Genomic DNA, 26,005 nt, shown 5'->3' with positions numbered 1-26,005 from the left:
CCCGATGAACACGCAGACCGACATCGAATCCAGCAAGCCCGCATTGGCCGGCGCCATACTGTCCAAGGGTGGCCAGAGCATGCCCGACCTGTGGCGCATCCAACACTCGAACGCCAACCTGTACGCGCGCTTCGTCAGGACAGGGCAACCGCAACGGGCGGCAGGCATCTCGCAGATGATCGGCGAAGGAGAGGCGACGATCCGGCGGGAATTGCAATCGATCCCCGCGGCGTCCTGGGTAAGCCTGTGCGCGGCAGCCGGCTGGACGCACGTCGGCGCCGCCTCGCTGTCCTGGTGCGATGGCGCCACCGAGGAGCAGGTATGGCAGGCATGGACCGAGGCCACCTCGTCGGTGGTGCCCACCGGGGATGCCTTCTTCATCGCGGCCCGGTCGATGAACCCGGTGTTCCTGTTCGAAGAGCGGACCCTGTCGTCCTTCGTGCCCCACCTGTTGGCGGACGAAATGAAGGTGTACGTATCGCTGGCGGCGCGCTGCGAGCAAGTGTCGATGGACTGCTCGCCGGCGGCGCTGCATGCCCTGCCCAAGGACTTCCAGCAGTTCCTGTCCCATCGGGAAATCAAGCTTGTCCAGGCGGACGCCAGGCGCTGAACGCCGCGCCTGTCCGTACGGCCAACCCCGGATATCGACACGACCATGCCAGCCGCAGCAAGACTCGACGACCAAGCCTCCGACCACGATGGGGCGCCGCCGACGCCGTGCATCGGCGCCTCGCCCGACGTCAGCATCGACGGCCGCGCCGCGGTGCGCGAAGGCGATCCCTTCGCCTCGCACGCCCGCCCGAACGAATCCGATCACGCGCGCAGCCTGGCGGCGGGCTCCAGTTCGGTGTTCATCAACGGCAAGCCCGCCGGCAGGATAGGCGATCCGATCTCGTGCGGCGGCCAGGTCGCGGAAGGCTCGCAGACCGTGTTCATCGGCGGCTGAGCGCGGCTGCCCGCGCCCGGCAATGGCCTGCTCGTCATGGCCGGCGCCGCACAAGATCCAGACCCGGAAACGACTGCGGCGGACTTCGATGAAGTCCGCCGCGGGGTCATGGCGCGACTGGCGCGCCATGCAATCGGTATGGCTTGCGTTGCTTATTGCAGCGCGATTTCCACGTCAACGCCGGCCGGCAGGTCCAGGCGCATCAGCGCGTCGACCGTCTTGTCGGTCGGATCGACGATGTCCATCAGACGCTGGTGCGTGCGGATCTCGAACTGGTCGCGCGACGTCTTGTTGACGTGCGGCGAACGCAGCACGTCATAGCGACGGATGCGGGTGGGCAGCGGCACGGGGCCACGGACCACGGCGCCGGTGCGCTTGGCGGTGTCGACGATCTCGGCGGCGGATTGATCGATCAGCTTGTAATCGAAAGCCTTCAAGCGGATGCGGATCTTCTGGTTTTTCATGACGATTCCTAAAGAACGAATGTGCGGCGACCGGGCTGGCGAGATTGCCAGCCCGAGAGGGTCTTACTTGAGGATCTTGGCGACGACGCCGGCGCCGACGGTACGACCGCCTTCACGGATGGCGAAGCGCAGACCTTCTTCCATGGCGATGGGGGCCAGCAGCTTGACGGTCATCGTCACGTTGTCGCCCGGCAGAACCATTTCCTTGTCGGCCGGCAGGTCGATCGTGCCCGTCACGTCCGTCGTGCGGAAGTAGAACTGGGGACGATAGCCGTTGAAGAACGGCGTGTGGCGGCCGCCTTCTTCCTTGGACAGGATGTACACCTCGGCGGTGAAGTCCGTGTGCGGGGTGATCGAACCCGGCTTGGACAGCACCTGGCCGCGCTCGACGTCTTCGCGCTTGGTGCCGCGCAGCAGGATGCCGACGTTGTCGCCAGCCTGGCCCTGGTCCAGCAGCTTGCGGAACATTTCCACGCCCGTGCAGGTCGTCTTGACCGTCGGCTTGATACCGACGATTTCGATTTCTTCGCCGACCTTGACCACGCCGCGCTCGATACGGCCGGTCACCACCGTGCCGCGACCCGAGATCGAGAACACGTCTTCGACGGGCATCAGGAACGCGCCGTCAACCGCGCGCTCGGGCGTCGGAATGTACGTGTCCAGCGCTTGCGCCAGCGACATGATCGCCTGCTCGCCCAGCTCGCCCTTGTCGCCTTCGAGCGCCAGCTTGGCCGAACCCTTGACGATCGGCGTGTCGTCGCCCGGGAAGTCGTACTTCGACAGCAGTTCGCGCACTTCCATTTCCACCAGCTCGAGCAGCTCGGCGTCGTCCACCATGTCGGCCTTGTTCAGGAAGACGATGATGTAAGGCACGCCCACCTGGCGGCTCAGCAGGATGTGTTCACGCGTCTGCGGCATCGGGCCGTCAGCGGCCGACACCACCAGGATCGCGCCGTCCATCTGCGCCGCGCCCGTGATCATGTTCTTCACGTAGTCGGCGTGGCCCGGGCAGTCAACGTGCGCGTAGTGGCGCGTTTCCGTTTCGTACTCGACGTGCGCCGTGTTGATCGTGATGCCGCGCGCCTTTTCTTCCGGCGCCGCGTCGATCTGGTCGTAGCCCTTGGCTTCGCCGCCGAACTTCGTCGACAGAACCGTCGTGATCGCTGCCGTCAGCGTCGTTTTGCCGTGGTCAACGTGACCAATCGTACCCACGTTCACGTGCGGCTTGGTACGTTCAAACTTGCCTTTTGCCATGATCTATATCCTTCTGGATTGCAAGGAGACTTTGGATATTGGGGGTGCCGCGCCCTTCGGATGAAGGCCGCGGCGGTTCTCTTACTTGGCCCGAGCGGCGATGACTTCGTCAGCGACGTTCTTGGGTGCTTCGGCGTAATGCTTGAATTCCATCGTGTACGTGGCACGGCCTTGCGTTTGCGAACGCAGGCTGGTCGCGTAGCCGAACATCTCGGCCAGCGGGACTTCGGCCTTGATGACCTTGCCACCGCCCATGATGTCGTCCATGCCCTGCACCATACCGCGGCGGGACGACAGGTCGCCCATCACGGTACCGGCGTAGTCTTCCGGCGTTTCGACTTCAACGGCCATCATGGGCTCGAGCAGCACGGGGCTGGCCTTGCGCATGCCGTCCTTGAAAGCCATCGAGCCGGCCATCTTGAACGCGTTTTCGTTCGAGTCGACGTCGTGGTACGAACCGAAGAACAGCGTGACCTTCACGTCCACCACCGGGTAGCCGGCCAGGATGCCCGAGGGCAGCGTTTCCTGGATACCCTTGTCCACCGCGGGGATGTATTCGCGAGGAACCACACCGCCCTTGATGGCGTCGACGAATTCGTAGCCGCCGCCCGGGGGCAGGGGCTCGACCTTCAGAACGACGTGACCGTACTGACCGCGGCCGCCCGACTGCTTGACGAACTTGCCTTCGATCTCTTCGCAGGTCTTGCGGATCGTTTCGCGGTAGGCAACCTGGGGCTTGCCCACGTTGGCTTCCACGCCGAATTCACGCTTCATGCGGTCGACCAGGATTTCCAGGTGCAGCTCGCCCATGCCGGAAATGATGGTCTGGCCGGATTCTTCGTCGCTGCGCACGCGGAACGACGGATCTTCCTGCGCCAGGCGCGACAGCGCCAGGCCCATCTTTTCCTGGTCGGCCTTCGACTTGGGCTCGACGGCCTGCGAGATCACGGGCTCGGGGAACTCCATGCGTTCCAGCGTGACCGGCGAGTCGACATCGCACAGCGTTTCGCCGGTGATGACTTCCTTCAGGCCCACGACGGCGGCGATGTCGCCGGCCAGAACTTCCTTGATTTCCTCGCGGTTGTTCGCGTGCATCTGCAGGATGCGGCCGATACGTTCCTTCTTGCCCTTGATGGGGTTCAGGACGGTGTCGCCGGACTTCAGGGTGCCCGAGTAGACGCGCACGAAGGTCAGCTGGCCCACGAACGGGTCGCTCATCAGCTTGAACGCCAGCGCCGAGAACTTCTCGCTGTCGTCAGCCTTGCGGGTGACTTCCTTGCCATCGTCGTCGATGCCGTCGACCGGGGGGATGTCCACGGGCGAAGGCAGGTAGTCGATGACGGCGTCGAGCATGCGCTGCACGCCCTTGTTCTTGAAGGCGGTGCCGCACAGCATCGGCTGGATTTCACCGGCGATCGTGCGCTGGCGGATGGCCAGGTTGATCTCGGCTTCGTCCAGGCTGCCCGACTCGAGGTACTTGTTCATCAGTTCCTCGGACGACTCGGCAGCCGCCTCGACCAGCTTTTCACGCCATTCGGCGGCGGCGCCTTCCAGCTCGGCCGGAATGTCGACGTAGTCGAACTTCGTGCCCTGGCTGGCTTCGTCCCACAGGATGGCCTTCATCTTGATCAGGTCGACCACGCCGGCGAACGTATCTTCGGCGCCGATCGGGATCACGACGGGCACGGGGTTGGCGCGCAGGCGCGTCTTCAGCTGGTCATAGACCTTGAAGAAGTTGGCGCCGGTGCGGTCCATCTTGTTGACGAAGGCCAGACGCGGCACGCCGTACTTGTTGGCTTGGCGCCAGACCGTTTCCGACTGGGGCTGAACGCCACCCACCGCGCAGTACACCATGCAGGCGCCGTCGAGCACGCGCATGGAACGTTCCACCTCGATGGTGAAGTCCACGTGGCCCGGGGTGTCGATGATGTTGATGCGGTGCTCGGGATAGTTACCAGCCATGCCGCGCCAGAACGCCGTCGTTGCTGCCGACGTGATGGTGATGCCGCGCTCTTGCTCTTGCTCCATCCAGTCCATGGTGGCTGCGCCATCGTGGACTTCGCCAATCTTGTGATTGACGCCGGTGTAGAACAGGATGCGTTCGGTAGTGGTGGTCTTCCCTGCATCGATGTGCGCAGAGATACCAATGTTGCGATAGCGCTCGATCGGGGTTTTGCGGGCCATGGTGGATTAGTCCAGTTGATTTACCAGCGGAAATGGCTGAAGGCCTTGTTGGCCTCGGCCATCTTGTGCGTGTCTTCGCGCTTCTTCATCGCGGCGCCACGCCCTTCGGATGCGTCGATGAGCTCGCCGGCCAGGCGCAGGTCCATCGACTTCTCACCGCGCTTCTTCGCGGCTTCACGCAGCCAACGCATGGCCAGGGCCAGACGGCGCACGGGGCGCACTTCGACCGGGACCTGGTAGTTGGCACCGCCCACGCGACGGCTCTTGACCTCGACGATGGGCTTGATGTTGTTGATGGCCAGAGAGAAGACTTCCAGTGGCTCTTTGCCAGTCTTGCTCTGGACCTGGTCGAGGGCGCCGTAGATGATGCGTTCAGCGACGGCCTTCTTGCCGTCCAGCATGACCACGTTCATGAACTTGGCGAGCTCGACGCTGCCGAACTTGGGATCGGGCAGGATCTCGCGCTTGGGTACTTCGCGACGACGGGGCATTTCTTGCTTCCTTGTGTCTGTTCAGTTGAACCGTGTCTATCTACACGGCCACGGCCGCCCATTCGGACGACCCCTTACGGTCCGCGCCACCCGGCATCGGGCCGGCACGTTTGCACTGTCCGACAACGGCTTGCCGTTGCGGATTACTGCGGTTTGCTGCTTAAGCCTTCTTCGGGCGCTTGGCGCCGTACTTCGAACGGGCCTGCTTGCGGTCCTTGACGCCTTGCAGGTCGAGGGAACCGCGCACGATGTGATAACGCACACCGGGCAAGTCCTTCACACGGCCGCCGCGCACCAGAACCACCGAGTGCTCTTGCAGGTTGTGGCCTTCGCCGCCGATGTACGAAATGACTTCGTAACCGTTGGTCAGGCGAACCTTGGCGACCTTACGCAGAGCCGAGTTCGGCTTCTTCGGGGTGGTGGTGTAGACGCGCGTGCAGACGCCGCGGCGTTGCGGGCAGTTTTCGAGCGCAGGGCTCTTGCTCTTGATGGTGCTGACTTCGCGCGGCTTGCGCACGAGTTGGCTGATGGTAGGCATGACCTTTGAAATCCCTTTTACGTACCACTGGAAGTACTTTGGAGTACTGGCGACTCCTCCGGCGCCGGATGCCGTGGCGCTGGACGGAGGCAGTTCACGCACTAAACCGCCTCGAACGTCGCATACGTAAAAGAGCGGGCCTTGCGGGGATGCATGAACTTATCTTGCACAACTAGCATGACAATTCATCTGCACGCCTGTCGTCGATTTCGCTCCCGGGTTGTGCAGCCGGGAGGTGCTTCTAGCCAGGTTTTGGTGCGCGCGGGACGTATGAGCCGTCTTGCAGATTCTGGAGGGCTTCCGGGAAGCCTTTTTACCCCTGCTAGGGTAAACCCTGATACCTGCTGGCGAGCCTTTTCGCGCAGATGAAGTAGCGAGCCCGAGAGGTTAGCTCAAAAGGGCACTGTTGTCAAAGTGGCGGTAAAGCAACGCGGCCGGGCGGCCGCGCCCGGGGGCGATCAGGGGTTGGCGAACAGATAGCCGCTACCGTACACCGTGCGGATCGGCAGGGTGACGCCCGCCAGCTCGGCCTTGCGGCGCAGGCGGCTGATGATGACGTCGATGCTGCGGGCGCCGGTGGTGCGGCCCGCCTCGCCTTCGCTGGCCAGCTGGGCGGCCAGTTCGGCGCGGCCGATGGAGCGGCCCGACAGGTCCAGCAGCGCCCGCACGATCAGGCGCTCGTTGGCGGACAGCGACAGGTGCACGCCCGCGGGCGCGATCAGCGTCCAGTCCTGGTCGCGTAGTTCCCAGCGGCCGGTCTCGGTGGGCGGGCCCGGTTCGACGTGGGCCGCGATCGCGGGCAGCAGCCGGCGCGCCAGGGCCACGGTCACGCACGCAAGCTCGCGCTCGTCGACAGGCGCCGGCAGGCAGGCGTCGGCGCCGCTCTGCAGGCAGCGCAACCTCGCTTCCAGTGTCAGCTGGGCCCCAGTGACCACGATGCCCAGGTCCGCCGCACCACGCAGCCGCGTGATCACGGCATAGCCCAGTTCGCCCAGGTCGGACAGATCCAGCGCGACGATGTGGCAGTCGACCTCTTCCAGCAAGCCGAACAGCTCCAGCGGCGTCGCGCACCCGCGAGCGACCACGCCAGCCTGCCCCATGGCCGCCAGCGCTCGCTGGCGGTAGGGTTCGTCCGTGGTCATGATCAGAATGCTGAGTTGCTTCATTTTGATCTCGCTGAGTCCGTATGCATCGGTGGCCATGTGTCGATGCGGTTCCTGTACAACGCAATTGACACAGTGTGGCCGGTCATTGCGTGATACATCCAGTCAAGGTCCGTCAACTTTGCAATGATTGACATTTGTATCGACCAAGCAGCTGTGTAACGGAGTGCTTGCGTTATCATCGGCGGCAAGCAAGCGAATCGCTGCGGCGATTTCGACCTCTCCCTCGCACCGACCAAAGCGCAAAAACGATGAAGATCGCGTCGCTCGAGGACGATCTCGACCAGGCCCGCCACATCCAGCAGACCCTCCGGGGCGCCGGGTACGACTGCGACAGCTTCCAGCTCAGCCTCGACCTGCTGGCAGCCATGCGCGCCCAGGCCTACGACCTGGTGGTGCTGGACTGGCAATTGCCCGACATGGACGGCGACGAGGTGGTGCGCCAGTTGCGCAGCAATTTCGGATTCGCCATTCCCGTCATCTTCGTCACCAGCCGCAATCAGGAAGAAGACCTGGTGCGCGGCCTGCAGGCGGGTGCCGACGACTACATCCCCAAGCCGCTGCGGCCGTCCGAGCTGCTGGCACGCGTGGGCGCCCTGCTGCGCCGCGCCCAGCCCGCCATGCCGTCCCACGCGGCGTTCGCCGTGGCGGCCTACCGCATCGATCCCGGCGAGCGCAGCGTGCAGCTGGAGGGGCGCAAGATCGTGCTGGCGCCCAAGGAATACGAACTGGCGCTGCTTTTCTTCCGCAACCTGGGCAGGCTGCTGTCGCGCGACGTGCTGGCCGAGCGGGTATGGAACCGCGAGATCCCCGCGACCTCGCGCACGCTGGATACGCACCTGTCCAACATCCGCCAGAAGCTGCAATTGCGTCCCCAACACGGGGTGCGCCTGACCTCGTCCTACGCGCTGGGATACCGGCTCGATCTGGTCGCTTCCGAGGACGCCGGCGCCGCGGGCGACGCCAGGTAGCCGATGCCGGGCGGCAATCCTCGGCTGCGCCTGGGCATCCATTCCGCGCCCCTGCTGGTCGGCTTCCTGACGCTGATCGCAGCGCTGCTGGGTTCGATGAACGGCCTGGGCCGCTTCGACCAGGCGTTCTACGACCGCGCGGTGATCGCCGCGGCACGGCCGGCCTCGGACGACATCCTGCTGGTCACCATCGACACCCAGACCGTGGAGGCGCTGGGCCGCGGGCCCTGGAGCCGGGCCGTGCACGCCGCCCTGCTGGGACGCCTGCAGGAGGCCCGCGCGGTGGGCCTGGATTTCCGCCTGAGCGAACACGACAACATCGACCCGAATGGCGACGTCGCGCTGGCCGAAGCCCTGCGCAGCCATGGCCGCGTCGTGCTGCCGGCATCGCTGACGCCCCTGCCCCGCCCCACGTCGCTGGAGCAGCCGTTGTCCCAGTTGGCCGGCGCGGCCGCCGGCGTGGGCTTCGTCAACGTGCCTACCGACACCGACGGCGTCATCCGGCAGGCGGTCTGGCGCACCAGCTTGCGCGAGCAACGCTGGCAGCACCTGGCGCTGGCCATGCTGGAGATCGGCGGCGAGACCGAGCTGGCGCGGACCCTGGGCCGGCGACTGGGCAGCTCCGGCGAAGGCGGCATCCCCTATTCGGGCCCGCCTGGCCACCTGCGCTCGGTGTCGTACCTGCAGGTGCTGCAGGGCCGCGTGCCCGCCGCCTGGATCCAGGACAAGTACGTGCTGGTGGGCCGCGCCGCGGCGACCGGCGGCGACACCTACCGGACGCCGGGCTCCGCGCCGGCCGGCGGCATGTCCAGCGTGGAGCTGGTGGGCAACATGATGCAGGCAGCACGGCAGGATCTCGTGATACAGCCCGCGGCTCCCTGGCTCAACGCCCTCGCCTGCGCGCTGCCCGTGCTGCTGCTGTGCCTGGCCCTGCGGCATCTGCCGCCGCGCGGCGCGTTGCTGCTGACGGGCGTCATGCTGGTGGCCGTGCTGGCAGGCGCGTTCCTGATGTTGCGCTACCTGCAGCTGTGGTTCGCCCCGTCGGCCGCGCTGCTGGGGCTTGCGCTGAGCTATCCGCTATGGAGCTGGCGCGGCCAGGAAGCGGTGCTGCGCCACATGGACTCCGAGCTCAAGCGCCTGCGGCAGGAATATCCACCCATCATGGGAGAGGCCCGCCTGCTGGCGCTGGCCACCAGCTGGTCGGTGGAGGACCGGCTGGACGAGCTGCGCCAGGCCCTGACCCGCGTGCGCAACCTGCGCCGCTTCCTGGCCGACAGCCTGGACGGCATTCCGGACGCCACGCTGGTGTTCGATGCGGGCGGCCGCCTGCAATTCTGCAACCGCGCGGCGCTGGATTATTTCCGCGGCTTGGGCGTGCGCGCGCCGCGCAACGGCCAGCCCGCGGCGTGGTTGATGGAAAAGATCGTGGCCGACGCCACGGTGCGCGCCGAGATCAACCGCGCGCTGCATGACGTGCATCCCGACGAGCGCGAGGCGCCCTGGAGCCTGGACCAGGAAGTGCGCGACTACACGGGCCGCAGCTTTCTGGTGAAATGCGCGCCGATCCGCAACGACGAAGACGCGTTCGCCGGCAGCGTGGTGACGCTCAGCGACATCACGGCGATCCGAGCGGCCGAGCGCAAGCGCGAAGAAACCTTGCGCTTCGTGTCCCACGACATGCGCGCGCCGCAGAACTCCATCCTGGCGCTGGTGGATCTCAGCCGCGGCCTGCAGCAGTCGGAGGAAGGCAGGGAAGCGTGGTCGCGCGTCGAGCAGCAGGCGCATCGCACCTTGCGCCTGGTCGACGACTTCGTGCACCTGACGCGCGCCGAGTCGCTGAAGATCGGCGAGACGCGCGTGGACCTGACCGCGCTGGTGCTGGATGCCATGGACGACGTATGGGCGTTGGCCCGGGCACGCGGCATCGCCCTGGAGCCGCAGGACATGCCGCAGGCTTTCGTGCGCGGCGATCATGCCCTGCTGCGACGCGCGCTGAACAATCTGCTGGACAACGCGATCAAGTACACGCCCGAGGGCGGCCACGTCAGCGCCGCGTTGCGCGCTGACGGCGCCCATTGGGTGGTGGCCGTCGCCGACGATGGCGTGGGCATCGCACCCGAGGACGTCCCGCGGTTGTTCCAGGCATTTTCTCGCGTGGGCTCGACCCGCTCGGATACCGCGGGTGCGGGCCTGGGCCTGGCGTTCGTGCACACGGTGGCCACGCGCCACGGCGGCGGCGTGCAGGTATCCAGCCGGCACGGGACTGGCTCCACCTTCACCTTGAGCCTGCCCGCCGACATGGCGGACGATGAGGACGACATCGCCCGTCCGCGCTGACCGCGGCGGCCCGCCATGGGCTTTTCAGTCGAAGCTGTGCGACAGCGTGGCCGGACGCCCTTCCCTCACGGTCAGCGTGCCACGGTAGGGCGGCAGGTTGGCATTGCGCACCACCACGCTGTATTGGCCCGGCGGCAGGCGGATCTCCTTCAACGGCGGACTCACCCCGCGCCGTACGCCGTTGACCCACAGCTCGCCCCATGGATGGATGTTGACCCGCACGCGCACCCACGGCACCGGCGAGGTGATGGGCGCGGGCGGCTCTTGCACCTCGGCGTCGTCGTCCTTCTCGTCGCCTTGCGGGGCCGCTTCGGGCTGCGCGGCCGGCGCATCCGCCGTGCGCGTCTGCGCATCCAGCGCCCGCGCCGACAGTGTCGCCAGGCCGGGCGGCTCGGGAGGCTCGCCGTCGTTGACCGCGGGCGGGGCGGTTTCCGCGGCGCGCTGGCCGCCGCGCGACGGATCATTGGCGTGCGGGCTGCCGGGCGGCGCCACTTCCGAACGCGTGATGATCAGGCTGCTGGGCGGCGTGGCGAAGCGGTTCCACCAGTACACGCCCACGCCGGCCCCCACCGCCAGCACCAGCAACACCAGCAGCAGCGTGCGCCAGCCGGCGCGGGCCGGCTCGGCATGCACCACGGCGGGCGGCGCGGGCGGCGGCATGGGCGGCAGGGGCTCGGCAGAACTGGCAACCAGCGCGGCGGGAATTTCCATCAGCTGGGCGAACTCTTCCAGGGTCTGCGGACGATTGCGCGGATCGACGGCCAGCGCCACGTCCAGCGCGCGCAGGAAACCGGTGTCGTACTTGGGCAGGTCGCGATCGGCCAGCGGCCGGTACACGTCGTCGTTGATGCGTTCGGACGCGGGCGGCGGGCGCATGCCCGTCACCAGCGAATGCGCCACCGCGGCCAGCGCGTACACGTCGGTCCAGGGGCCGCGCGGCCATTGCGGGCCGGTGGCATAGAGTTCGGGCGGCGCGTAGCCGGGCTCGGGCACGCCCGAGGGAGGTTCGGCGGTATACGGCGGGCCGCTGACCGTCATCAGGTGCGCGCGGCCGGTCTCGTCCAGCCCCACGGAATGCATGCTGATGTCGGCGCGGATCAGACCCTGGTCATGCAGGGTCTGCAGGGGAGCCACCAGTTCGGCAAGCACCCGCTTGATGCGGGACTGCGGCACGCCGCCGGCCGTGGTGGCGGCAATGGCGCTGAGCGGACGATACGCCAGGGGCGCCGCACCGGCGAAGGGATTGCGCTGCGTCGAATAACCGGCAGTAGCAGACATGAGCGTGAATATCTGGCAACAGGGGCCGCGCCGGCCGCTTCAGACGGTACGCCGCGGGCATGCATTACGGATAAACCATCCGGACATCCGGCCGTCGGGATGCGCTTCGAAGGGGCAAGAATATACCAAGCGGGCCGCCGCGCTGGTAAGCAAACATCAACGCTTGGAAGCATTCGACACGAGTTCGGCCGCGGCGGCCGCGAAGCGTGCAAAAGGGCTACGCCAGTGGCGGTATTCGCAAACGCACCGGCATCCGGCGCATAAACAAAAAGGGCTGCCGACTTGCATCGGCAGCCCTTTCGGGACGTCCGGCCCGCAGGGGCCGGACGAGGCGGCAATAACGTCCGAAGGCTTATTCGGCGTCGCCCGATGCGTCTTCGGAAGACGGCGCGTCGGACTCGGAGCCCACGGTGACCGGCGCTTCCTCGAACGGGTTGGCCAGCTGGCGGGCGGCCTCGCGTTCGGCGGCTTCCAGCGTCTCCTTGTCCTTGCGGGCAAGGTGATAGGCCAGGCCGGTACCGGCCGGGATCAGGCGGCCGACGATGACGTTTTCCTTCAGGCCACGCAGGTCGTCGCGCTTGCCCATGATGGCGGCTTCGGTCAGCACGCGCGTGGTTTCCTGGAACGACGCAGCCGAGATGAACGAATCCGTGGACAGCGAGGCCTTGGTGATGCCCAGCAGCACGTTCTCGTAGATCGCGGGACGCTTTTCCTCGGCCGTGACGCGGTCGTTCTCGTTGAGCAGTTCCGAACGCTCGACCTGCTCGCCCGGGATGAACGCCGTATCGCCCGGATCGACGATGTGCACGCGGCGCAGCATCTGACGCACGATCACTTCGATGTGCTTGTCGTTGATCTTCACGCCCTGCAGACGATAGACGTCCTGCACTTCGTCGACGATGTACGTCGCCAGCTTCTCGATGCCCTGCAGGCGCAGGATGTCGTGGGGATCGGCCGGGCCGTCCACGATCATTTCGCCCTTGTTCACCACCTGGCCGTCGTGCACCAGCACCTGCTTTTCCTTCGGAATCAGGAACTCGTGGCTGACGCCTTCCAGGTCGGTGATGACCAGGCGCTGCTTGCCCTTGGTGTCCTTGCCGAACGAGACCGTGCCGGTGACTTCCGCCAGCATGCCGGCGTCCTTCGGGGACCGGGCTTCGAACAGCTCGGCCACGCGCGGCAGACCGCCGGTGATGTCGCGGGTCTTCTGCGATTCCTGCGGGATACGCGCCAGGATCTCGCCGACGGACACCTGCTGCGCATCGCGCACGGTGATCAGCGCGCCGACCGGGAACGAGATGTTCACCGAGTGATCGGTGCCGGCGATCTTGACGTCCTCGCCCGCCTCGTTGACCAGTTTGATCTGCGGACGCATGGCCACCTTGCCGCCGCGCGTCTTGGGCGTGATGACCACCAGGGTCGACAGGCCGGTGACCTCGTCGACCTGCTTGGCCACCGTCGCGCCTTCCTCGATGTTCTCGAAGCGCACCGCGCCGGCGTATTCCGACACGATCGGACGGGTCAGCGGATCCCACGTGGCCAGGCGCGCGCCGGCCTTGACGGCCTCGCCATCGCCCACCAGCACGGTCGCGCCGTACGGGATCTTGTGGCGTTCGCGTTCGCGGCCGTTGTCGTCGCTGATCACGATTTCGCCCGAACGGGAGATCGCCACGCGCTCGCCCTTGGCGTTGGTGACGTAGCGCATCGTGCTGGCGAAGCCCACGTTGCCGCTGGACTTCGTTTCCACCGCGCTGGCCAGGGCCGAACGCGACGCGGCGCCGCCGATGTGGAACGTACGCATCGTCAGCTGCGTGCCCGGTTCGCCGATCGACTGGGCGGCGATGACGCCGACCGCTTCGCCGACGTTCACGTGCACGCCGCGGCCGAGGTCGCGACCGTAGCAGTGCGAGCACAGGCCATGGCGCGTTTCGCAGGTCAGGGGCGTGCGCACCTTGACTTCGTCGATGCCCAGGCGGTCGATCGAGTCGACCAGGTCTTCGTCCAGCAGGGTGCCGGCCACGATGGCGGTTTCCTGCGTGTCCGGATTGACGATGTCGATGGCGGCAACGCGGCCCAGGATGCGGTCGCGCAGCGGTTCGATGACTTCGCCGCCTTCGACCAGCGCCTTCATCGAGTAGCCTTGCGACGTGCCGCAGTCGTCTTCGATGATGACCAGGTCCTGCGTCACGTCGACCAGACGGCGGGTCAGGTAACCCGAGTTCGCGGTCTTCAGTGCCGTGTCGGCCAGGCCCTTACGAGCGCCGTGGGTCGAGATGAAGTACTGGAGAACGTTCAGGCCTTCGCGGAAGTTCGCGGTGATGGGCGTCTCGATGATCGAGCCGTCCGGCTTGGCCATCAGGCCGCGCATGCCGGCCAGCTGGCGGATCTGGGCGGCGGAACCCCGCGCGCCCGAGTCGGCCATCATGTAGATCGAGTTGAACGACTCCTGGCGCACCTCTTCGCCGTGGCGGTTCACCACGGGTTCGGTAGCCAGTTGTTCCATCATCGCCTTGCCGACCTTGTCGCCGGCCTTGCCCCAGATGTCGACCACGTTGTTGTAGCGCTCTTGCGACGTGACCAGACCCGACGAGTACTGCTTGTCGATTTCCTTCACTTCGCGGCTGGCTTCGGCCAGGATGCCTTCCTTGGCCGACGGGATCAGCATGTCGCCCATCGCGATCGAGATGCCGCCGCGCGTGGCCAGGCGGAAGCCCGACTGCATCAGCTTGTCGGCGAAGATCACGGTGTCGCGCAGGCCGCAACGGCGGAACGACTGGTTGATCAGGCGCGAGATCTCCTTCTTCTTCAGCGCCTTGTTCAGCACCGTGAAGGGCAGGCCCTTGGGCAGGATCTCGGACAGCAGCGCACGGCCGACCGTGGTCTCGTGGCGGCGCAGCACCGGCTGCCACTCGTTCTGGTCGTCGCGTTCGTACTCGGTCAGGCGCACGGTGATGCGCGTCTGCAGTTCGACTTCGCGGTTGTCATAGGCGCGCTGCACTTCGGCCACGTCGGCGAAGAAGATGCCTTCGCCCTTGCCGTTGATGCGCTCGCGGGTCGTGTAGTACAGGCCCAGCACGATGTCCTGCGACGGCACGATCGACGGTTCGCCGTTGGCCGGGAACAGCACGTTGTTCGAGGCCAGCATCAGCGTGCGGGCTTCGAGCTGGGCTTCCAGCGACAGCGGCACGTGAACGGCCATCTGGTCGCCGTCGAAGTCGGCGTTGAACGCCGCGCAGACCAGCGGGTGCAGCTGGATGGCCTTGCCTTCGATCAGCACCGGCTCGAACGCCTGGATGCCCAGGCGGTGCAGCGTCGGCGCGCGGTTCAGCATGACCGGGTGCTCGCGGATCACCTCTTCGAGGATGTCCCACACCACCGGTTCCTGGCTTTCCACCAGCTTCTTGGCGGCCTTGATGGTCGTGGCCAGGCCCATCATCTCCAGGCGATTGAAGATGAACGGCTTGAACAGTTCCAGGGCCATCAGCTTGGGCAGGCCGCACTGGTGCAGCTTGAGCTGCGGACCCACCACGATGACCGAACGGCCCGAGTAGTCGACGCGCTTGCCCAGCAGGTTCTGGCGGAAGCGGCCGCTCTTGCCCTTGATCATGTCGGCCAGCGACTTCAGCTGGCGCTTGTTGGCGCCCGTCATGGCCTTGCCGCGGCGACCGTTGTCCAGCAGCGAGTCGACGGCTTCCTGCAGCATGCGCTTTTCGTTGCGCAGGATGATTTCAGGGGCCTTCAGCTCCAGCAGGCGCTTCAGACGGTTGTTGCGGTTGATGACGCGGCGGTACAGGTCGTTCAGGTCGGAGGTCGCGAAGCGGCCGCCGTCCAGCGGCACCAGCGGACGCAGGTCCGGCGGCAGCACTGGCAGCACTTCCATGACCATCCACTCGGCCTTGATGCCGGACTTCTGGAAGCCTTCCAGCACCTTCAGGCGCTTGGAGATCTTCTTGATCTTGGCTTCCGAGCTGGTCGCCTTCAGTTCGGCGCGCAGCGTTTCCACTTCGCGGTCGATGTCGATGGTGCGCAGCAGTTCGCGCACGGCTTCGGCGCCCATCAGGGCACGGAAATCGTCGCCGTACTCTTCGGTCTTGGCCAGGAAGTCGTCATCGGACATGATCTGGCCGCGCTTGAGCGGCGTCATGCCGGGCTCGATCACGCACCAGGCCTCGAAGTACAGCACGCGTTCGATATCGCGCAGCGTCATGTCCAGGACCATGCCCAGGCGCGACGGCAGGCTCTTCAGGAACCAGATGTGCGCGACGGGGCTGGCCAGCTCGATGTGGCCCATGCGTTCGCGGCGCACCTTGGCCACCGTGACTTCGACGCCGCACTTTTCGCAGATCACGCCACGGTGCTTCAGGCGCTTGTACTTGCCGCACAGGCACTCGTAGTCCTTGATCGGCCCGAAGATCTTGGCGCAGAACAGGCCATCGCGCTCGGGCTTGAAGGTACGGTAGTTGATCGTCTCGGGCTTGCGGACTTCGCCGAAAGACCACGAACGGATCTTCTCAGGCGAGGCGATGCCGATCTTGATGGCATCGAACTGCTCGTCTTGAGAGACTTGCTTGAAGAGGTCGAGTAGCGCTTTCATCAGTTACGCTCCAAATCCATGTCCAGGGCCAGCGAGCGGATTTCCTTGACCAGCACGTTGAACGATTCCGGCATGCCGGCATCGATGACGTGGTCGCCCTTGACGATGTTTTCGTAAACCTTGGTACGGCCGGTGATGTCGTCGGACTTCACCGTCAGCATTTCCTGCAGCGTATACGACGCGCCGTAGGCTTCCAGGGCCCACACTTCCATTTCCCCGAAACGCTGGCCGCCGAACTGCGCCTTGCCGCCCAGCGGTTGCTGGGTGACCAGCGAGTACGGGCCGGTCGAACGCGCGTGCATCTTGTCGTCGACCAGGTGGTGCAGCTTCAGGTAGTGCATGTAGCCGATGGTGACCGGGCGCTCGAACTGCTCGCCGGTGCGGCCGTCGAACAGCCACGCCTGCGTGCGCGAGGACGTCAGCTGCATGCGCTTGGCCACGTCGTCGGGATACGCCAGTTCCAGCATCGTGCCGATCTCATCCTCGGTGGCGCCGTCGAAGACGGGCGTGGCCAGCGGCACGCCGTTCTTCAGGTTCTGCGCCATTTCGAGGATTTCCTCGTCGGAGAGCTCTTCCAGGTGCGCACCGGAGCCGGTCGTGTTGTAGACCTTCTCCAGGTAGCCGCGGATGCTCTTGACCTGCGCGGTGCGCTCGTCGCGCAGCATGTCGGCGATGCGATGGCCCACGCCCTTGGCGGCCCAGCCCAGGTGCACTTCCAGCACCTGGCCCACGTTCATCCGCGACGGCACGCCCAGCGGGTTCAGCACGATGTCGGCGGGGGTGCCGTCGGCCATGTGCGGCATGTCTTCCACCGGGGTGATGCGCGAGACCACGCCCTTGTTGCCGTGGCGGCCGGCCATCTTGTCGCCAGGCTGCAGACGACGCTTCACGGCCAGGTAGACCTTGATCATCTTCAGCACGCCCGGGGGCAGCTCGTCGCCCTGCGTCAGCTTCTTGCGCTTCTCTTCGAAGGCCAGGTCGAACTGGTGGCGCTTCTGCTCCAGCGATTCCTTGGCCTGCTCGAGGATGACCGCATGCTGCTCGTCGGCCAGGCGGATGTCGAACCACTGCCAGCGGTCGAGGTCGACCAGGTATTCCTTGGTGACGGCCGCGCCCTTGGCCAGCTTGCGCGGACCACCGTTGACGGCCTTGCCGACCAGCATCTTCTCGATACGGTCGAACTGGTCGTTCTCGACGATGCGCAGCTGGTCGTTCAGGTCCTGGCGATAGCGGCGCAGTTCATCGTCGATGATGGACTGGGCGCGCTTGTCGCGCACGATGCCTTCACGCGTGAACACCTGCACGTCGATGACGGTGCCGACCATGCCCGAGGGCACGCGCAGCGAGGTGTCCTTCACGTCCGAGGCCTTCTCGCCGAAGATCGCGCGCAGCAGCTTTTCTTCGGGGGTCAGCTGGGTCTCGCCCTTGGGGGTGACCTTGCCGACCAGCACGTCGTCGGCGCCGACTTCCGCGCCGATGTAGACGATGCCCGAGTCATCCAGGCGGTTCAGCTGGGTCTCGGCCAGGTTGCTGATGTCGCGCGTGATTTCTTCCGGCCCGAGCTTCGTGTCGCGCGCGACGACCGTCAGTTCCTCGATGTGGATCGAGGTATAGCGGTCATCGGCCACGACGCGTTCGGAGATCAGGATCGAGTCTTCGAAGTTGTAGCCGTTCCAGGGCATGAACGCGATCAGCATGTTCTGGCCCAGCGCGAGCTCGCCCAGGTCGGTCGATGCGCCGTCGGCCAGCACGTCGCCCTTGGCGACCAGGTCGCCGCGGGCGACGATGGGACGCTGGTTGATGTTCGTGTTCTGGTTGGAACGGGTGTACTTGATGAGGTTGTAGATGTCCACGCCCACTTCGCCGGCGACGTTCTCGTCGTCGTTGACGCGGATCACCACGCGCTCGGCGTCGACGTGATCGACGATGCCGCCACGCAGGGCCTGCACGGTGGTACCCGAGTCGACCGCGACGGTGCGCTCGACGCCGGTGCCGACCAGCGGCTTCTCGGGACGCAGGCAGGGCACGGCCTGGCGCTGCATGTTGGCGCCCATCAGTGCTCGGTTCGCGTCATCGTGCTCGAGGAACGGGATCAGCGAGGCCGCGACCGACACGATCTGCGACGGCGCCACGTCCATGTAGTGCACGTTGGCCGGCGAGGTCAGCATGGTTTCGCCTGCTTCGCGGCAAGCCACCAGGTCGTCGGTGAAACGGCCTTCGTCATCGAGCGCGGCGTTGGCCTGCGCGATCACGTAGTGGCTTTCCTCGATGGCCGACAGGTAGTCGATCTGGTCGCTGACCTTGCCTTCGATGATCTTGCGGTAAGGCGTTTCCAGGAAGCCGTACTCGTTCAGGCGAGCGTACAGCGCCATGGAGTTGATCAGGCCGATGTTCGGACCTTCCGGCGTTTCGATCGGGCACACGCGGCCGTAGTGCGTCGGGTGCACGTCGCGCACCTCGAAGCCGGCGCGTTCGCGCGTCAAGCCGCCCGGGCCCAGTGCGGAAACACGGCGCTTGTGCGTGATTTCCGACAGCGGGTTGGTCTGGTCCATGAACTGCGACAGCTGGCTCGAACCGAAGAACTCCTTGATGGCGGCCGAGATCGGCTTGGAGTTGATCAGGTCGTGCGGCATCAGGTTTTCCGTCTCGGCCTGGCCCAGACGTTCCTTGACGGCGCGCTCGACACGCACCAGGCCGGCGCGGAACTGGTTCTCGGCCAGTTCGCCGACACAGCGCACGCGGCGGTTGCCCAGGTGATCGATGTCGTCGATCAGGCCACGGCCGTTACGCAGTTCGACCAGCACCTTGATGGTCTCGAGGATGTCCTCGTTGGTCAGCGTCATCGGGCCTTCGGCGTCGTCGCCACGGCCCAGACGGCTGTTGACCTTCATGCGGCCCACGCGCGAGAGGTCGTACGTCTCCTCGCTGTAGAACAGGCGCTGGAACAGGGCCTCGACGGCTTCCTCGGTGGGCGGTTCGCCGGGGCGCATCATGCGGTAGATGGCCACGCGGGCAGCCATCTGGTCGACGGTCTCATCGGTGCGCAGCGTCTGCGAGATGTACGGACCACGATCCAGGTCGTTGGTGTACAGCGTCTGGATGTCCAGCACGTTGGCCGCGCGCAGCGTGGCCAGCACGCTTTCGGTGATCTCGTCGTTGGCGTGCGCCACGATCTCACCGGTGTCGGGGTCGACCACGTTCTTGGCCAGCACGCGACCGAACAGGAAGTCTTCCGGCACGGACACGTACTGGATGCCGGCGGTGGCCATGTCGCGCAGGTGCTTGGCGTTGATGCGCTTGTCCTTCTCGACGATGACCTTGCCGTCACGGTCGGAGATGTCGAAGCGGGCCATGTCGCCCTTCCAGCGCTCGGGCACGAACTCCATCATCGCGCCTTCGCTCTTCAGATCGAAGTTGTCGAAGTCGAAGAAGTGGGCCAGGATCGAATCCGGCGTCATGCCGATGGCCTTGAGCAGGATCGTCACCGGCATCTTGCGGCGGCGGTCGACGCGGAAGAACAGCACGTCCTTCGGATCGAATTCGAAGTCCAGCCACGAGCCGCGGTAAGGAATCACGCGGGCCGAGAACAGCAGCTTGCCCGAGCTGTGCGTCTTGCCGCGGTCGTGCTCGAAGAACACGCCGGGCGAACGGTGCAGCTGCGACACGATGACGCGTTCGGTGCCGTTGATGACGAACGAACCGGTGGTCGTCATGAGCGGCATTTCGCCCATGTAGACTTCCTGTTCCTTCACTTCCTTGATGGTCGGCTTGCTGACTTCGCGGTCCAGCAGCACCAGGCGGACCTTGGCGCGCAGCGGCGACGCGAAGGTCAGGCCACGTTGCTGGCACTCTTTGACATCGAACACCGGCTCGCCCAGCGCATAGCTGACGAACTCCAAGCGCGCCATTCCGTTGTGGCTGACAATCGGGAAAATCGACGTGAACGCCGCCTGCAGACCGTCGTTGGCCCGTTCAGCCGAGGGCGTATCCGATTGCAGGAAAGTTAGGTAGGATTGAAGCTGAGTCGCAAGCAGGAAGGGTACGTTCTGAACGTCCTCACGCTTGGCGAAGCTTTTGCGGATGCGCTTTTTTTCGGTGTACGAGTAAGGCATGAGCACTCCGACTCGAGGTTGCATGGGCCGTCAACCACGGCCCGGGGTGATACGACTCCAGGAAGCCCTTCTGAAATCCATCCCCTCAGCAGGGGCTTCCTGGAAACGCAAAAGCCCGGGGACTGCAAACTTCGCTGTCCCCGGGCACGTACGGCAAGGTCTTACTTGACTTCGACCTTGGCGCCAGCTTCTTCCAGCTTCTTCTTGGCGGCTTCGGCGTCAGCCTTGGCCACGGCTTCCTTGACGGGCTTCGGAGCGCCGTCAACCAGATCCTTCGCTTCCTTCAGGCCCAGGCCCGTCAGTTCGCGAACGGCCTTGATGACGCTGACCTTGTTCGCGCCGGCTTCCAGCAGGACGACGTTGAACTCGGTCTGCTCTTCAGCAGGAGCGGCAGCGCCGCCAGCGGCGGGAGCGGCCACGGCCACGGCGGCGGCAGCAGCCGACACGCCGAACTTCTCTTCCATTTCCTTGATCAGCTCGGACAGTTCGAGCACGGTCATGCCAGCGATGGCGTCAAGGATTTCAGCTTTGTTAAGTGCCATTTTCTTTAGAACTCCAAAATTGGGTAATGCCAGGTTTGGTTGTCGCTTGGTCGTTCAGCGAGGTCCGGACCAGGTGCCTTAAGCGGCGGCCTTCTGGTCGCGCACGGCAGCGAGGCCGCGGGCGAACTTGGTCGGAACTTCGTTGAGCGTACGCACGAATTGCGCGATCGGGGCTTGCATGGTGCCCAGCAGCTTCGAGAGCAGCTCTTCACGCGACGGCATGGTGGCCAGGGCCTTCACACCTTCAGCGTTCAACAGGCTGTTGGGCAGCGAACCGCCCTTGATGACCAGCTTGTCGTTGCTCTTTGCGAAGCCAGCGATCACCTTGGCTGCCGCGACCGGGTCAGCGCTGATGCCATAGATCAGCGGACCGGTAAGTTGCTCGGACAGCGGCTCGAAAGCCGTGCCGGCAACAGCACGACGGGCCAGCGAGTTCTTCAGAACACGCAGGTAAACGCCCGATTCACGCGCAGTTTTGCGCAGTACGGTGACAGAGGCGACGTCCAGACCACGGTACTCAGCGATGATGATCGATTGGGCGGTGGCGACTTGCGCTGCCACTTCCTCGATCACGACCGCTTTCTCTTGGCGATTGAGACTCACGGTTTGAACACTCCATCAAAAGACGCTTGGGGCGAAGAGCCTTGCACGTCAACCGAATGCGGCGCCTGGTCGAGTTCTTCGGGTAAAGAATTCTTCCTGGGGACGCCGTCTACGCTGGATCCGAACATGACGAGCTTCGGGATTAAGCGCCTTGCCCTGATGCTGCCCGGGCGAGGTGCTCCAGCGGTCTTTGACAGCTGCATCCGGAGGTTCCCCCCCGGACACGGCCCAAAGTACAGTACGTGCTGTCGATGCGAGGCTTAGGCAGCCGTCGCAGCGGTCAGCGAAGCGATTTCCACACGCGCACCGCCGCCCATCGTGGACGAGACGGCCAGCTTGCGCAGGTAGATACCCTTGGCAGCAGCGGGACGCGCCTTTTGCAGGGCGTCGACCAGAGCGGCCAGGTTGGTCTGCAGCTGTTCCACGCCGAACGAGGCGCGGCCGATGGTGGCGTGAATGATGCCGGCCTTGTCGGTACGGTATTGCACCTGACCCGCCTTGGCGTTCTTCACCGCGGTGGCGACGTCGGGCGTCACGGTGCCGACCTTGGGGTTCGGCATCAGGCCACGGGGACCCAGCACCTGGCCCAGGGTACCGACCACGCGCATGGTGTCGGGCGAGGCCACGACCACGTCGAAGTCGATCTGGCCGCCCTTGATGCGTTCAGCCAGGTCTTCCAGGCCGACGATGTCGGCGCCGGCGGCACGAGCCTGCTCGGCCTTGTCGCCCTGGGCGAACACGGCCACGCGGACGGATTTACCGGTACCGGCGGGCAGCACCACGGAGCCACGGACCAGTTGGTCGGACTTCTTGGGGTCGATGCCCAGCTGCACGGCCACGTCGATGGACTCATCGAACTTGGCGGTGGCGGTTTCCTTGACCAGGGTCAGGGCTTCGGAGACGGGATACAGCTTGACGCGATCGATCTTCTGAGCGATTGCGGCGGCGCGCTTGGACAGTTTTGCCATGATCAGATGCCCTCGACGGTGATGCCCATGCTGCGGGCGCTGCCAGCGATCGTGCGGACGGCGGCGTCCAGGTCGGCCGCGGTCAGATCGGGTTGCTTGGTCTTGGCGATTTCTTCAGCCTGGGCGCGCGTCAGCGTGCCGACCTTGTCGGTATGCGGCTTGGGCGAACCCTTCTGCACGCCGGCGGCCTTCTTGATGAGGACCGTCGCGGGCGGGGTCTTCATGATGAAGGTGAAGCTCTTGTCGGCGAAAGCGGTGATCACCACCGGAATCGGCAGACCGGGCTCCAGGCCCTGCGTCTTGGCGTTGAACGCCTTGCAGAATTCCATGATGTTCAGGCCGCGCTGACCCAGAGCCGGGCCAATCGGGGGGGACGGGTTTGCCTTACCAGCCGGGACTTGCAGCTTGATAAAGCCGACGATCTTCTTCGCCATGCTTTGCTCCTTACGGGTACGAACGCCGGGCGGTGCGCGCCAGGCTCCCCGGGGTTAATGAAAAAGCCAGGTCAGGTCTTTTCGACCTGGCTGAAGTCGAGCTCGACAGGGGTGGCGCGACCGAAGATGGTCACGGACACACGCACCTTGCTCTTTTCGTAGTTGACTTCCTCGACGTTGCCGTTGAAGTCTGCGAAAGGACCTTCCTTCACGCGAACCATCTCGCCCACTTCGAACAGCACCTTGGGGCGGGGTTTCTCGACGCCCTCTTCCATCTGGGAGAGGATCTTCTCGACTTCGCGTTCGGAAATCGGCGTGGGACGGTTGCCCGAGCCACCCAGGAAGCCGGTGACGCGGTTGGTGTTCTTGACCAGGTGCCAGGTCTCGTCGGTGAGGTCCATCTCGACCAGGACGTAGCCCGGGAAAATACGACGCTCGCTGATGGACTTCTGGCCACCCTTCATCTCGACGACTTCTTCCGAAGGCACCAGGATGCGGCCGAACGAGGTCTGCAGGGCAGCGCGCTCGATGCGTTCGTTCAAGGCCTTCTGAACGCTTTTTTCCATGCCGGAATAGACATGGACGACATACCAACGTTTGCTCATCGCGTCGTCCTTGTTATTTCCAACCCAGCAAGAGACCGTACAGGATCCATTCGATGCCCTTGTCCAGCAGCCACATGAAGAGTCCCATGACGGCGACGAAGGCGAACACGATGCCCGTCATCTGCATGGTTTCCTTGCGCGTCGGCCAGGACACCCGCTTCACTTCGTTGTACGACTCTTGGCCGAAGCTGATGGTGCGGCGGCCAGGCTCGCTGAACCAGGCGATGACTGCGGCGATGACCAGGCTGCCAATGAACACGCCAACGCGCGCGGCCAGGGGCTGCGCGCTGAGCACGGAGAACCCGACGATGCCGGCAATGATGACGAGGACGGCCAAGCCGAGTTTGACCCGGTCGGCAGTGCTGGTTACGGTTTCTACGTTGGTATTGGTAGACATTTTGCTACGCGAACCCGATTCTCAGGCGTTCGCGCCATACTCCGGCGTGTTGGCTGGAGGGTGCCGATCGGTGGCAGGGGCAGTAGGAATCGAACCTACAACCTTCGGTTTTGGAGACCGACGCTCTGCCAATTGAGCTATACCCCTAGAACTTGCTTGCATGGTTCCTGATTTACTGCAATCGGCCTCGATTGCGGACCATCGATCTACCGACCGCGCTGCGCGGCTGGAGCAGTTGCCGTTTTTGGCACTTGCCGCTGCCTGACAGGTCACGGAACCATACATGATACTACTTTTACAGCAAACATGGATAGAGGGACCGAAAGGCCACCCTATCCATGTGGGCAACGACGGATTCGTCGTCAGCCGGTCTTACTTGAGGATCTTGGCGACGACGCCGGCGCCGACGGTACGACCGCCTTCACGGATGGCGAAGCGCAGACCTTCTTCCATGGCGATGGGGGCCAGCAGCTTGACGGTCATCGTCACGTTGTCGCCCGGCAGAACCATTTCCTTGTCGGCCGGCAGGTCGATCGTGCCCGTCACGTCCGTCGTGCGGAAGTAGAACTGGGGACGATAGCCGTTGAAGAACGGCGTGTGGCGGCCGCCTTCTTCCTTGGACAGGATGTACACCTCGGCGGTGAAGTCCGTGTGCGGGGTGATCGAACCCGGCTTGGACAGCACCTGGCCGCGCTCGACGTCTTCGCGCTTGGTGCCGCGCAGCAGGATGCCGACGTTGTCGCCAGCCTGGCCCTGGTCCAGCAGCTTGCGGAACATTTCCACGCCCGTGCAGGTCGTCTTGACCGTCGGCTTGATACCGACGATTTCGATTTCTTCGCCGACCTTGACCACGCCGCGCTCGATACGGCCGGTCACCACCGTGCCGCGACCCGAGATCGAGAACACGTCTTCGACGGGCATCAGGAACGCGCCGTCAACCGCGCGCTCGGGCGTCGGAATGTACGTGTCCAGCGCTTGCGCCAGCGACATGATCGCCTGCTCGCCCAGCTCGCCCTTGTCGCCTTCGAGCGCCAGCTTGGCCGAACCCTTGACGATCGGCGTGTCGTCGCCCGGGAAGTCGTACTTCGACAGCAGTTCGCGCACTTCCATTTCCACCAGCTCGAGCAGCTCGGCGTCGTCCACCATGTCGGCCTTGTTCAGGAAGACGATGATGTAAGGCACGCCCACCTGGCGGCTCAGCAGGATGTGTTCACGCGTCTGCGGCATCGGGCCGTCAGCGGCCGACACCACCAGGATCGCGCCGTCCATCTGCGCCGCGCCCGTGATCATGTTCTTCACGTAGTCGGCGTGGCCCGGGCAGTCAACGTGCGCGTAGTGGCGCGTTTCCGTTTCGTACTCGACGTGCGCCGTGTTGATCGTGATGCCGCGCGCCTTTTCTTCCGGCGCCGCGTCGATCTGGTCGTAGCCCTTGGCTTCGCCGCCGAACTTCGTCGACAGAACCGTCGTGATCGCTGCCGTCAGCGTCGTTTTGCCGTGGTCAACGTGACCAATCGTACCCACGTTCACGTGCGGCTTGGTACGTTCAAACTTGCCTTTTGCCATGGCTGACTCCTGACCTGGGATTGAAGCTTCTGACTTGAAGAGAAGGACTAGCGAGAATTTGTGGTGCCCATGACGCGGATCGAACGCGTGACCTCTCCCTTACCAAGGGAGTGCTCTACCACTGAGCCACATGGGCATGTAAAACCTGGAGCGGGTGAAGGGAATCGAACCCTCGTCGTAAGCTTGGAAGGCTTCTGCTCTACCATTGAGCTACACCCGCGGCGTTACCCGTTCACCCTGCTTTTAACCAATGTCCTGTCGCCGTCCGCGGTGATAAACACAACGGCAAACAAAAACCAGGCAGACTGCACCTGGGCCTGTTTACCTTGGAATCTGTTCGAGGCGGCCAACCTAACCTGCCTTCAAACGGACACCGCAGCCAACTACAAGAGACTCTGGTGGAGGAGGTTGGATTCGAACCAACGTAGGCGCAAGGCCAACAGATTTACAGTCTGCCCCCTTTAACCACTCGGGCACCCCTCCAGCGGAGAACTTGAGATTATGCACACTTCAAAAAGGCGTGTCAAACCAAGTCAGGGGTTTTCCGCCTCTTGAAGCAAA

20 protein-coding genes and 4 tRNA genes are annotated in these 26,005 nt (G+C 64.8%); 4 read left to right on the top strand and 20 right to left on the bottom strand.

Annotated elements, in window-relative coordinates; genetic code table 11:
• The first annotated feature begins 4 nt into the window (after nucleotides 1–4).
• Together FS845_RS16465 and FS845_RS16460 are read left to right on the top strand one after the other, a co-directional pair.
• On the top strand, nucleotides 5–610 hold the full coding sequence (locus FS845_RS16465) for a hypothetical protein (protein ID WP_144637223.1): 606 nt from the start codon (nucleotides 5–7) through the stop codon (nucleotides 608–610).
• A gap of 45 nt (nucleotides 611–655) precedes the next feature.
• Nucleotides 656–946, top strand: coding sequence for a PAAR domain-containing protein (locus tag FS845_RS16460; protein ID WP_144637221.1), 291 nt, complete (start codon nucleotides 656–658; stop codon nucleotides 944–946).
• 152 nt (nucleotides 947–1,098) lie between these two features.
• On the opposite strand, the gene rpsJ is transcribed toward FS845_RS16460, so the two are convergent.
• The 6 genes from rpsJ to FS845_RS16430 all read right to left on the bottom strand — a co-directional run bounded on the left by rpsJ (nucleotide 1,099) and on the right by FS845_RS16430 (nucleotide 7,043).
• A complete protein-coding gene (rpsJ, locus tag FS845_RS16455; RefSeq protein WP_003806903.1) occupies nucleotides 1,099–1,410 on the bottom strand; it encodes a 30S ribosomal protein S10 in 312 nt (103 codons plus the stop codon).
• A gap of 63 nt (nucleotides 1,411–1,473) precedes the next feature.
• Nucleotides 1,474–2,664: an elongation factor Tu gene (tuf, locus tag FS845_RS16450; RefSeq protein ID WP_144637193.1), complete on the bottom strand. Its 1,191-nt coding sequence runs from the start codon at nucleotides 2,662–2,664 to the stop codon at nucleotides 1,474–1,476.
• 81 nt (nucleotides 2,665–2,745) lie between these two features.
• Nucleotides 2,746–4,848, bottom strand: coding sequence for an elongation factor G (gene fusA / locus FS845_RS16445; protein WP_144637219.1), 2,103 nt, complete (start codon nucleotides 4,846–4,848; stop codon nucleotides 2,746–2,748).
• 20 nt (nucleotides 4,849–4,868) lie between these two features.
• Entirely contained in the window at nucleotides 4,869–5,339 is a 471-nt protein-coding gene (rpsG, locus tag FS845_RS16440) for a 30S ribosomal protein S7 (RefSeq protein ID WP_066124678.1), read from the bottom strand.
• A gap of 160 nt (nucleotides 5,340–5,499) precedes the next feature.
• Nucleotides 5,500–5,877 (bottom strand): 30S ribosomal protein S12, encoded by a 378-nt coding sequence (gene rpsL / locus FS845_RS16435; protein ID WP_144637217.1) that lies wholly within the window; start codon nucleotides 5,875–5,877, stop codon nucleotides 5,500–5,502.
• Nucleotides 5,878–6,335: 458 nt separating this feature from the next.
• Nucleotides 6,336–7,043 (bottom strand): response regulator transcription factor, encoded by a 708-nt coding sequence (locus tag FS845_RS16430; protein ID WP_144637215.1) that lies wholly within the window; start codon nucleotides 7,041–7,043, stop codon nucleotides 6,336–6,338.
• Nucleotides 7,044–7,291: 248 nt separating this feature from the next.
• On the opposite strand from FS845_RS16430, the gene FS845_RS16425 reads away from it, so the two are divergent.
• Both FS845_RS16425 and FS845_RS16420 read left to right on the top strand, forming a co-directional pair.
• Nucleotides 7,292–8,011, top strand: coding sequence for a response regulator transcription factor (locus FS845_RS16425; RefSeq protein ID WP_144637213.1), 720 nt, complete (start codon nucleotides 7,292–7,294; stop codon nucleotides 8,009–8,011).
• Between the two features lie 3 nt (nucleotides 8,012–8,014).
• Nucleotides 8,015–10,348 carry a CHASE2 domain-containing protein gene (locus tag FS845_RS16420; RefSeq protein WP_144637211.1) on the top strand — a complete coding sequence of 778 codons (2,334 nt, stop codon included), beginning with the start codon at nucleotides 8,015–8,017 and terminating at the stop codon, nucleotides 10,346–10,348.
• A gap of 24 nt (nucleotides 10,349–10,372) precedes the next feature.
• Here FS845_RS16420 and FS845_RS16415 read toward each other — a convergent pair whose 3' ends face one another.
• From FS845_RS16415 to FS845_RS16350, 14 genes are all read right to left on the bottom strand, one after another.
• Complete coding sequence (locus FS845_RS16415) at nucleotides 10,373–11,626, bottom strand: hypothetical protein (RefSeq protein WP_144637209.1); 1,254 nt, start codon at nucleotides 11,624–11,626, stop codon at nucleotides 10,373–10,375.
• Between the two features lie 352 nt (nucleotides 11,627–11,978).
• Nucleotides 11,979–16,220 (bottom strand): DNA-directed RNA polymerase subunit beta', encoded by a 4,242-nt coding sequence (gene rpoC / locus FS845_RS16410; protein ID WP_144637207.1) that lies wholly within the window; start codon nucleotides 16,218–16,220, stop codon nucleotides 11,979–11,981.
• Nucleotides 16,220–20,332, bottom strand: a complete 4,113-nt coding sequence (gene rpoB / locus FS845_RS16405) for a DNA-directed RNA polymerase subunit beta (RefSeq protein ID WP_144637205.1) — start codon at nucleotides 20,330–20,332, stop codon at nucleotides 16,220–16,222. Before rpoB ends, rpoC begins: the two co-directional genes overlap by 1 nt.
• 161 nt (nucleotides 20,333–20,493) lie before the next feature.
• Nucleotides 20,494–20,874: a 50S ribosomal protein L7/L12 gene (gene rplL / locus FS845_RS16400; protein ID WP_144637203.1), complete on the bottom strand. Its 381-nt coding sequence runs from the start codon at nucleotides 20,872–20,874 to the stop codon at nucleotides 20,494–20,496.
• A 78-nt stretch (nucleotides 20,875–20,952) separates the two neighbouring features.
• Nucleotides 20,953–21,477 (bottom strand): 50S ribosomal protein L10, encoded by a 525-nt coding sequence (gene rplJ / locus FS845_RS16395; RefSeq protein WP_144637201.1) that lies wholly within the window; start codon nucleotides 21,475–21,477, stop codon nucleotides 20,953–20,955.
• Between the two features lie 260 nt (nucleotides 21,478–21,737).
• Nucleotides 21,738–22,445: a 50S ribosomal protein L1 gene (rplA, locus tag FS845_RS16390; protein WP_144637199.1), complete on the bottom strand. Its 708-nt coding sequence runs from the start codon at nucleotides 22,443–22,445 to the stop codon at nucleotides 21,738–21,740.
• A 2-nt stretch (nucleotides 22,446–22,447) separates the two neighbouring features.
• Nucleotides 22,448–22,879, bottom strand: coding sequence for a 50S ribosomal protein L11 (rplK, locus tag FS845_RS16385; RefSeq protein WP_066409498.1), 432 nt, complete (start codon nucleotides 22,877–22,879; stop codon nucleotides 22,448–22,450).
• A 71-nt stretch (nucleotides 22,880–22,950) separates the two neighbouring features.
• Nucleotides 22,951–23,484 (bottom strand): transcription termination/antitermination protein NusG, encoded by a 534-nt coding sequence (gene nusG, locus FS845_RS16380; protein ID WP_144637197.1) that lies wholly within the window; start codon nucleotides 23,482–23,484, stop codon nucleotides 22,951–22,953.
• A 13-nt stretch (nucleotides 23,485–23,497) separates the two neighbouring features.
• On the bottom strand, nucleotides 23,498–23,881 hold the full coding sequence (gene secE, locus FS845_RS16375; protein ID WP_144637195.1) for a preprotein translocase subunit SecE: 384 nt from the start codon (nucleotides 23,879–23,881) through the stop codon (nucleotides 23,498–23,500).
• Nucleotides 23,882–23,952: 71 nt separating this feature from the next.
• Nucleotides 23,953–24,028, bottom strand: a tRNA-Trp gene (locus tag FS845_RS16370).
• Nucleotides 24,029–24,253: 225 nt separating this feature from the next.
• Nucleotides 24,254–25,444 (bottom strand): elongation factor Tu, encoded by a 1,191-nt coding sequence (gene tuf, locus FS845_RS16365; RefSeq protein WP_144637193.1) that lies wholly within the window; start codon nucleotides 25,442–25,444, stop codon nucleotides 24,254–24,256.
• 61 nt (nucleotides 25,445–25,505) lie between these two features.
• Nucleotides 25,506–25,580: transfer RNA gene (locus FS845_RS16360), tRNA-Thr, on the bottom strand.
• Between the two features lie 10 nt (nucleotides 25,581–25,590).
• Nucleotides 25,591–25,664, bottom strand: a tRNA-Gly gene (locus FS845_RS16355).
• 176 nt (nucleotides 25,665–25,840) lie between these two features.
• Nucleotides 25,841–25,927, bottom strand: a tRNA-Tyr gene (locus tag FS845_RS16350).
• Between the last annotated feature and the right edge of the window lie 78 nt (nucleotides 25,928–26,005).

The organism is Bordetella genomosp. 13 (assembly GCF_007679965.1).
In the GTDB taxonomy this organism is placed as follows: domain Bacteria; phylum Pseudomonadota; class Gammaproteobacteria; order Burkholderiales; family Burkholderiaceae_B; genus Bordetella.
Note: the sequence above shows the minus strand (reverse complement) of the source record. Positions and strands in the feature narration are given on the sequence as shown.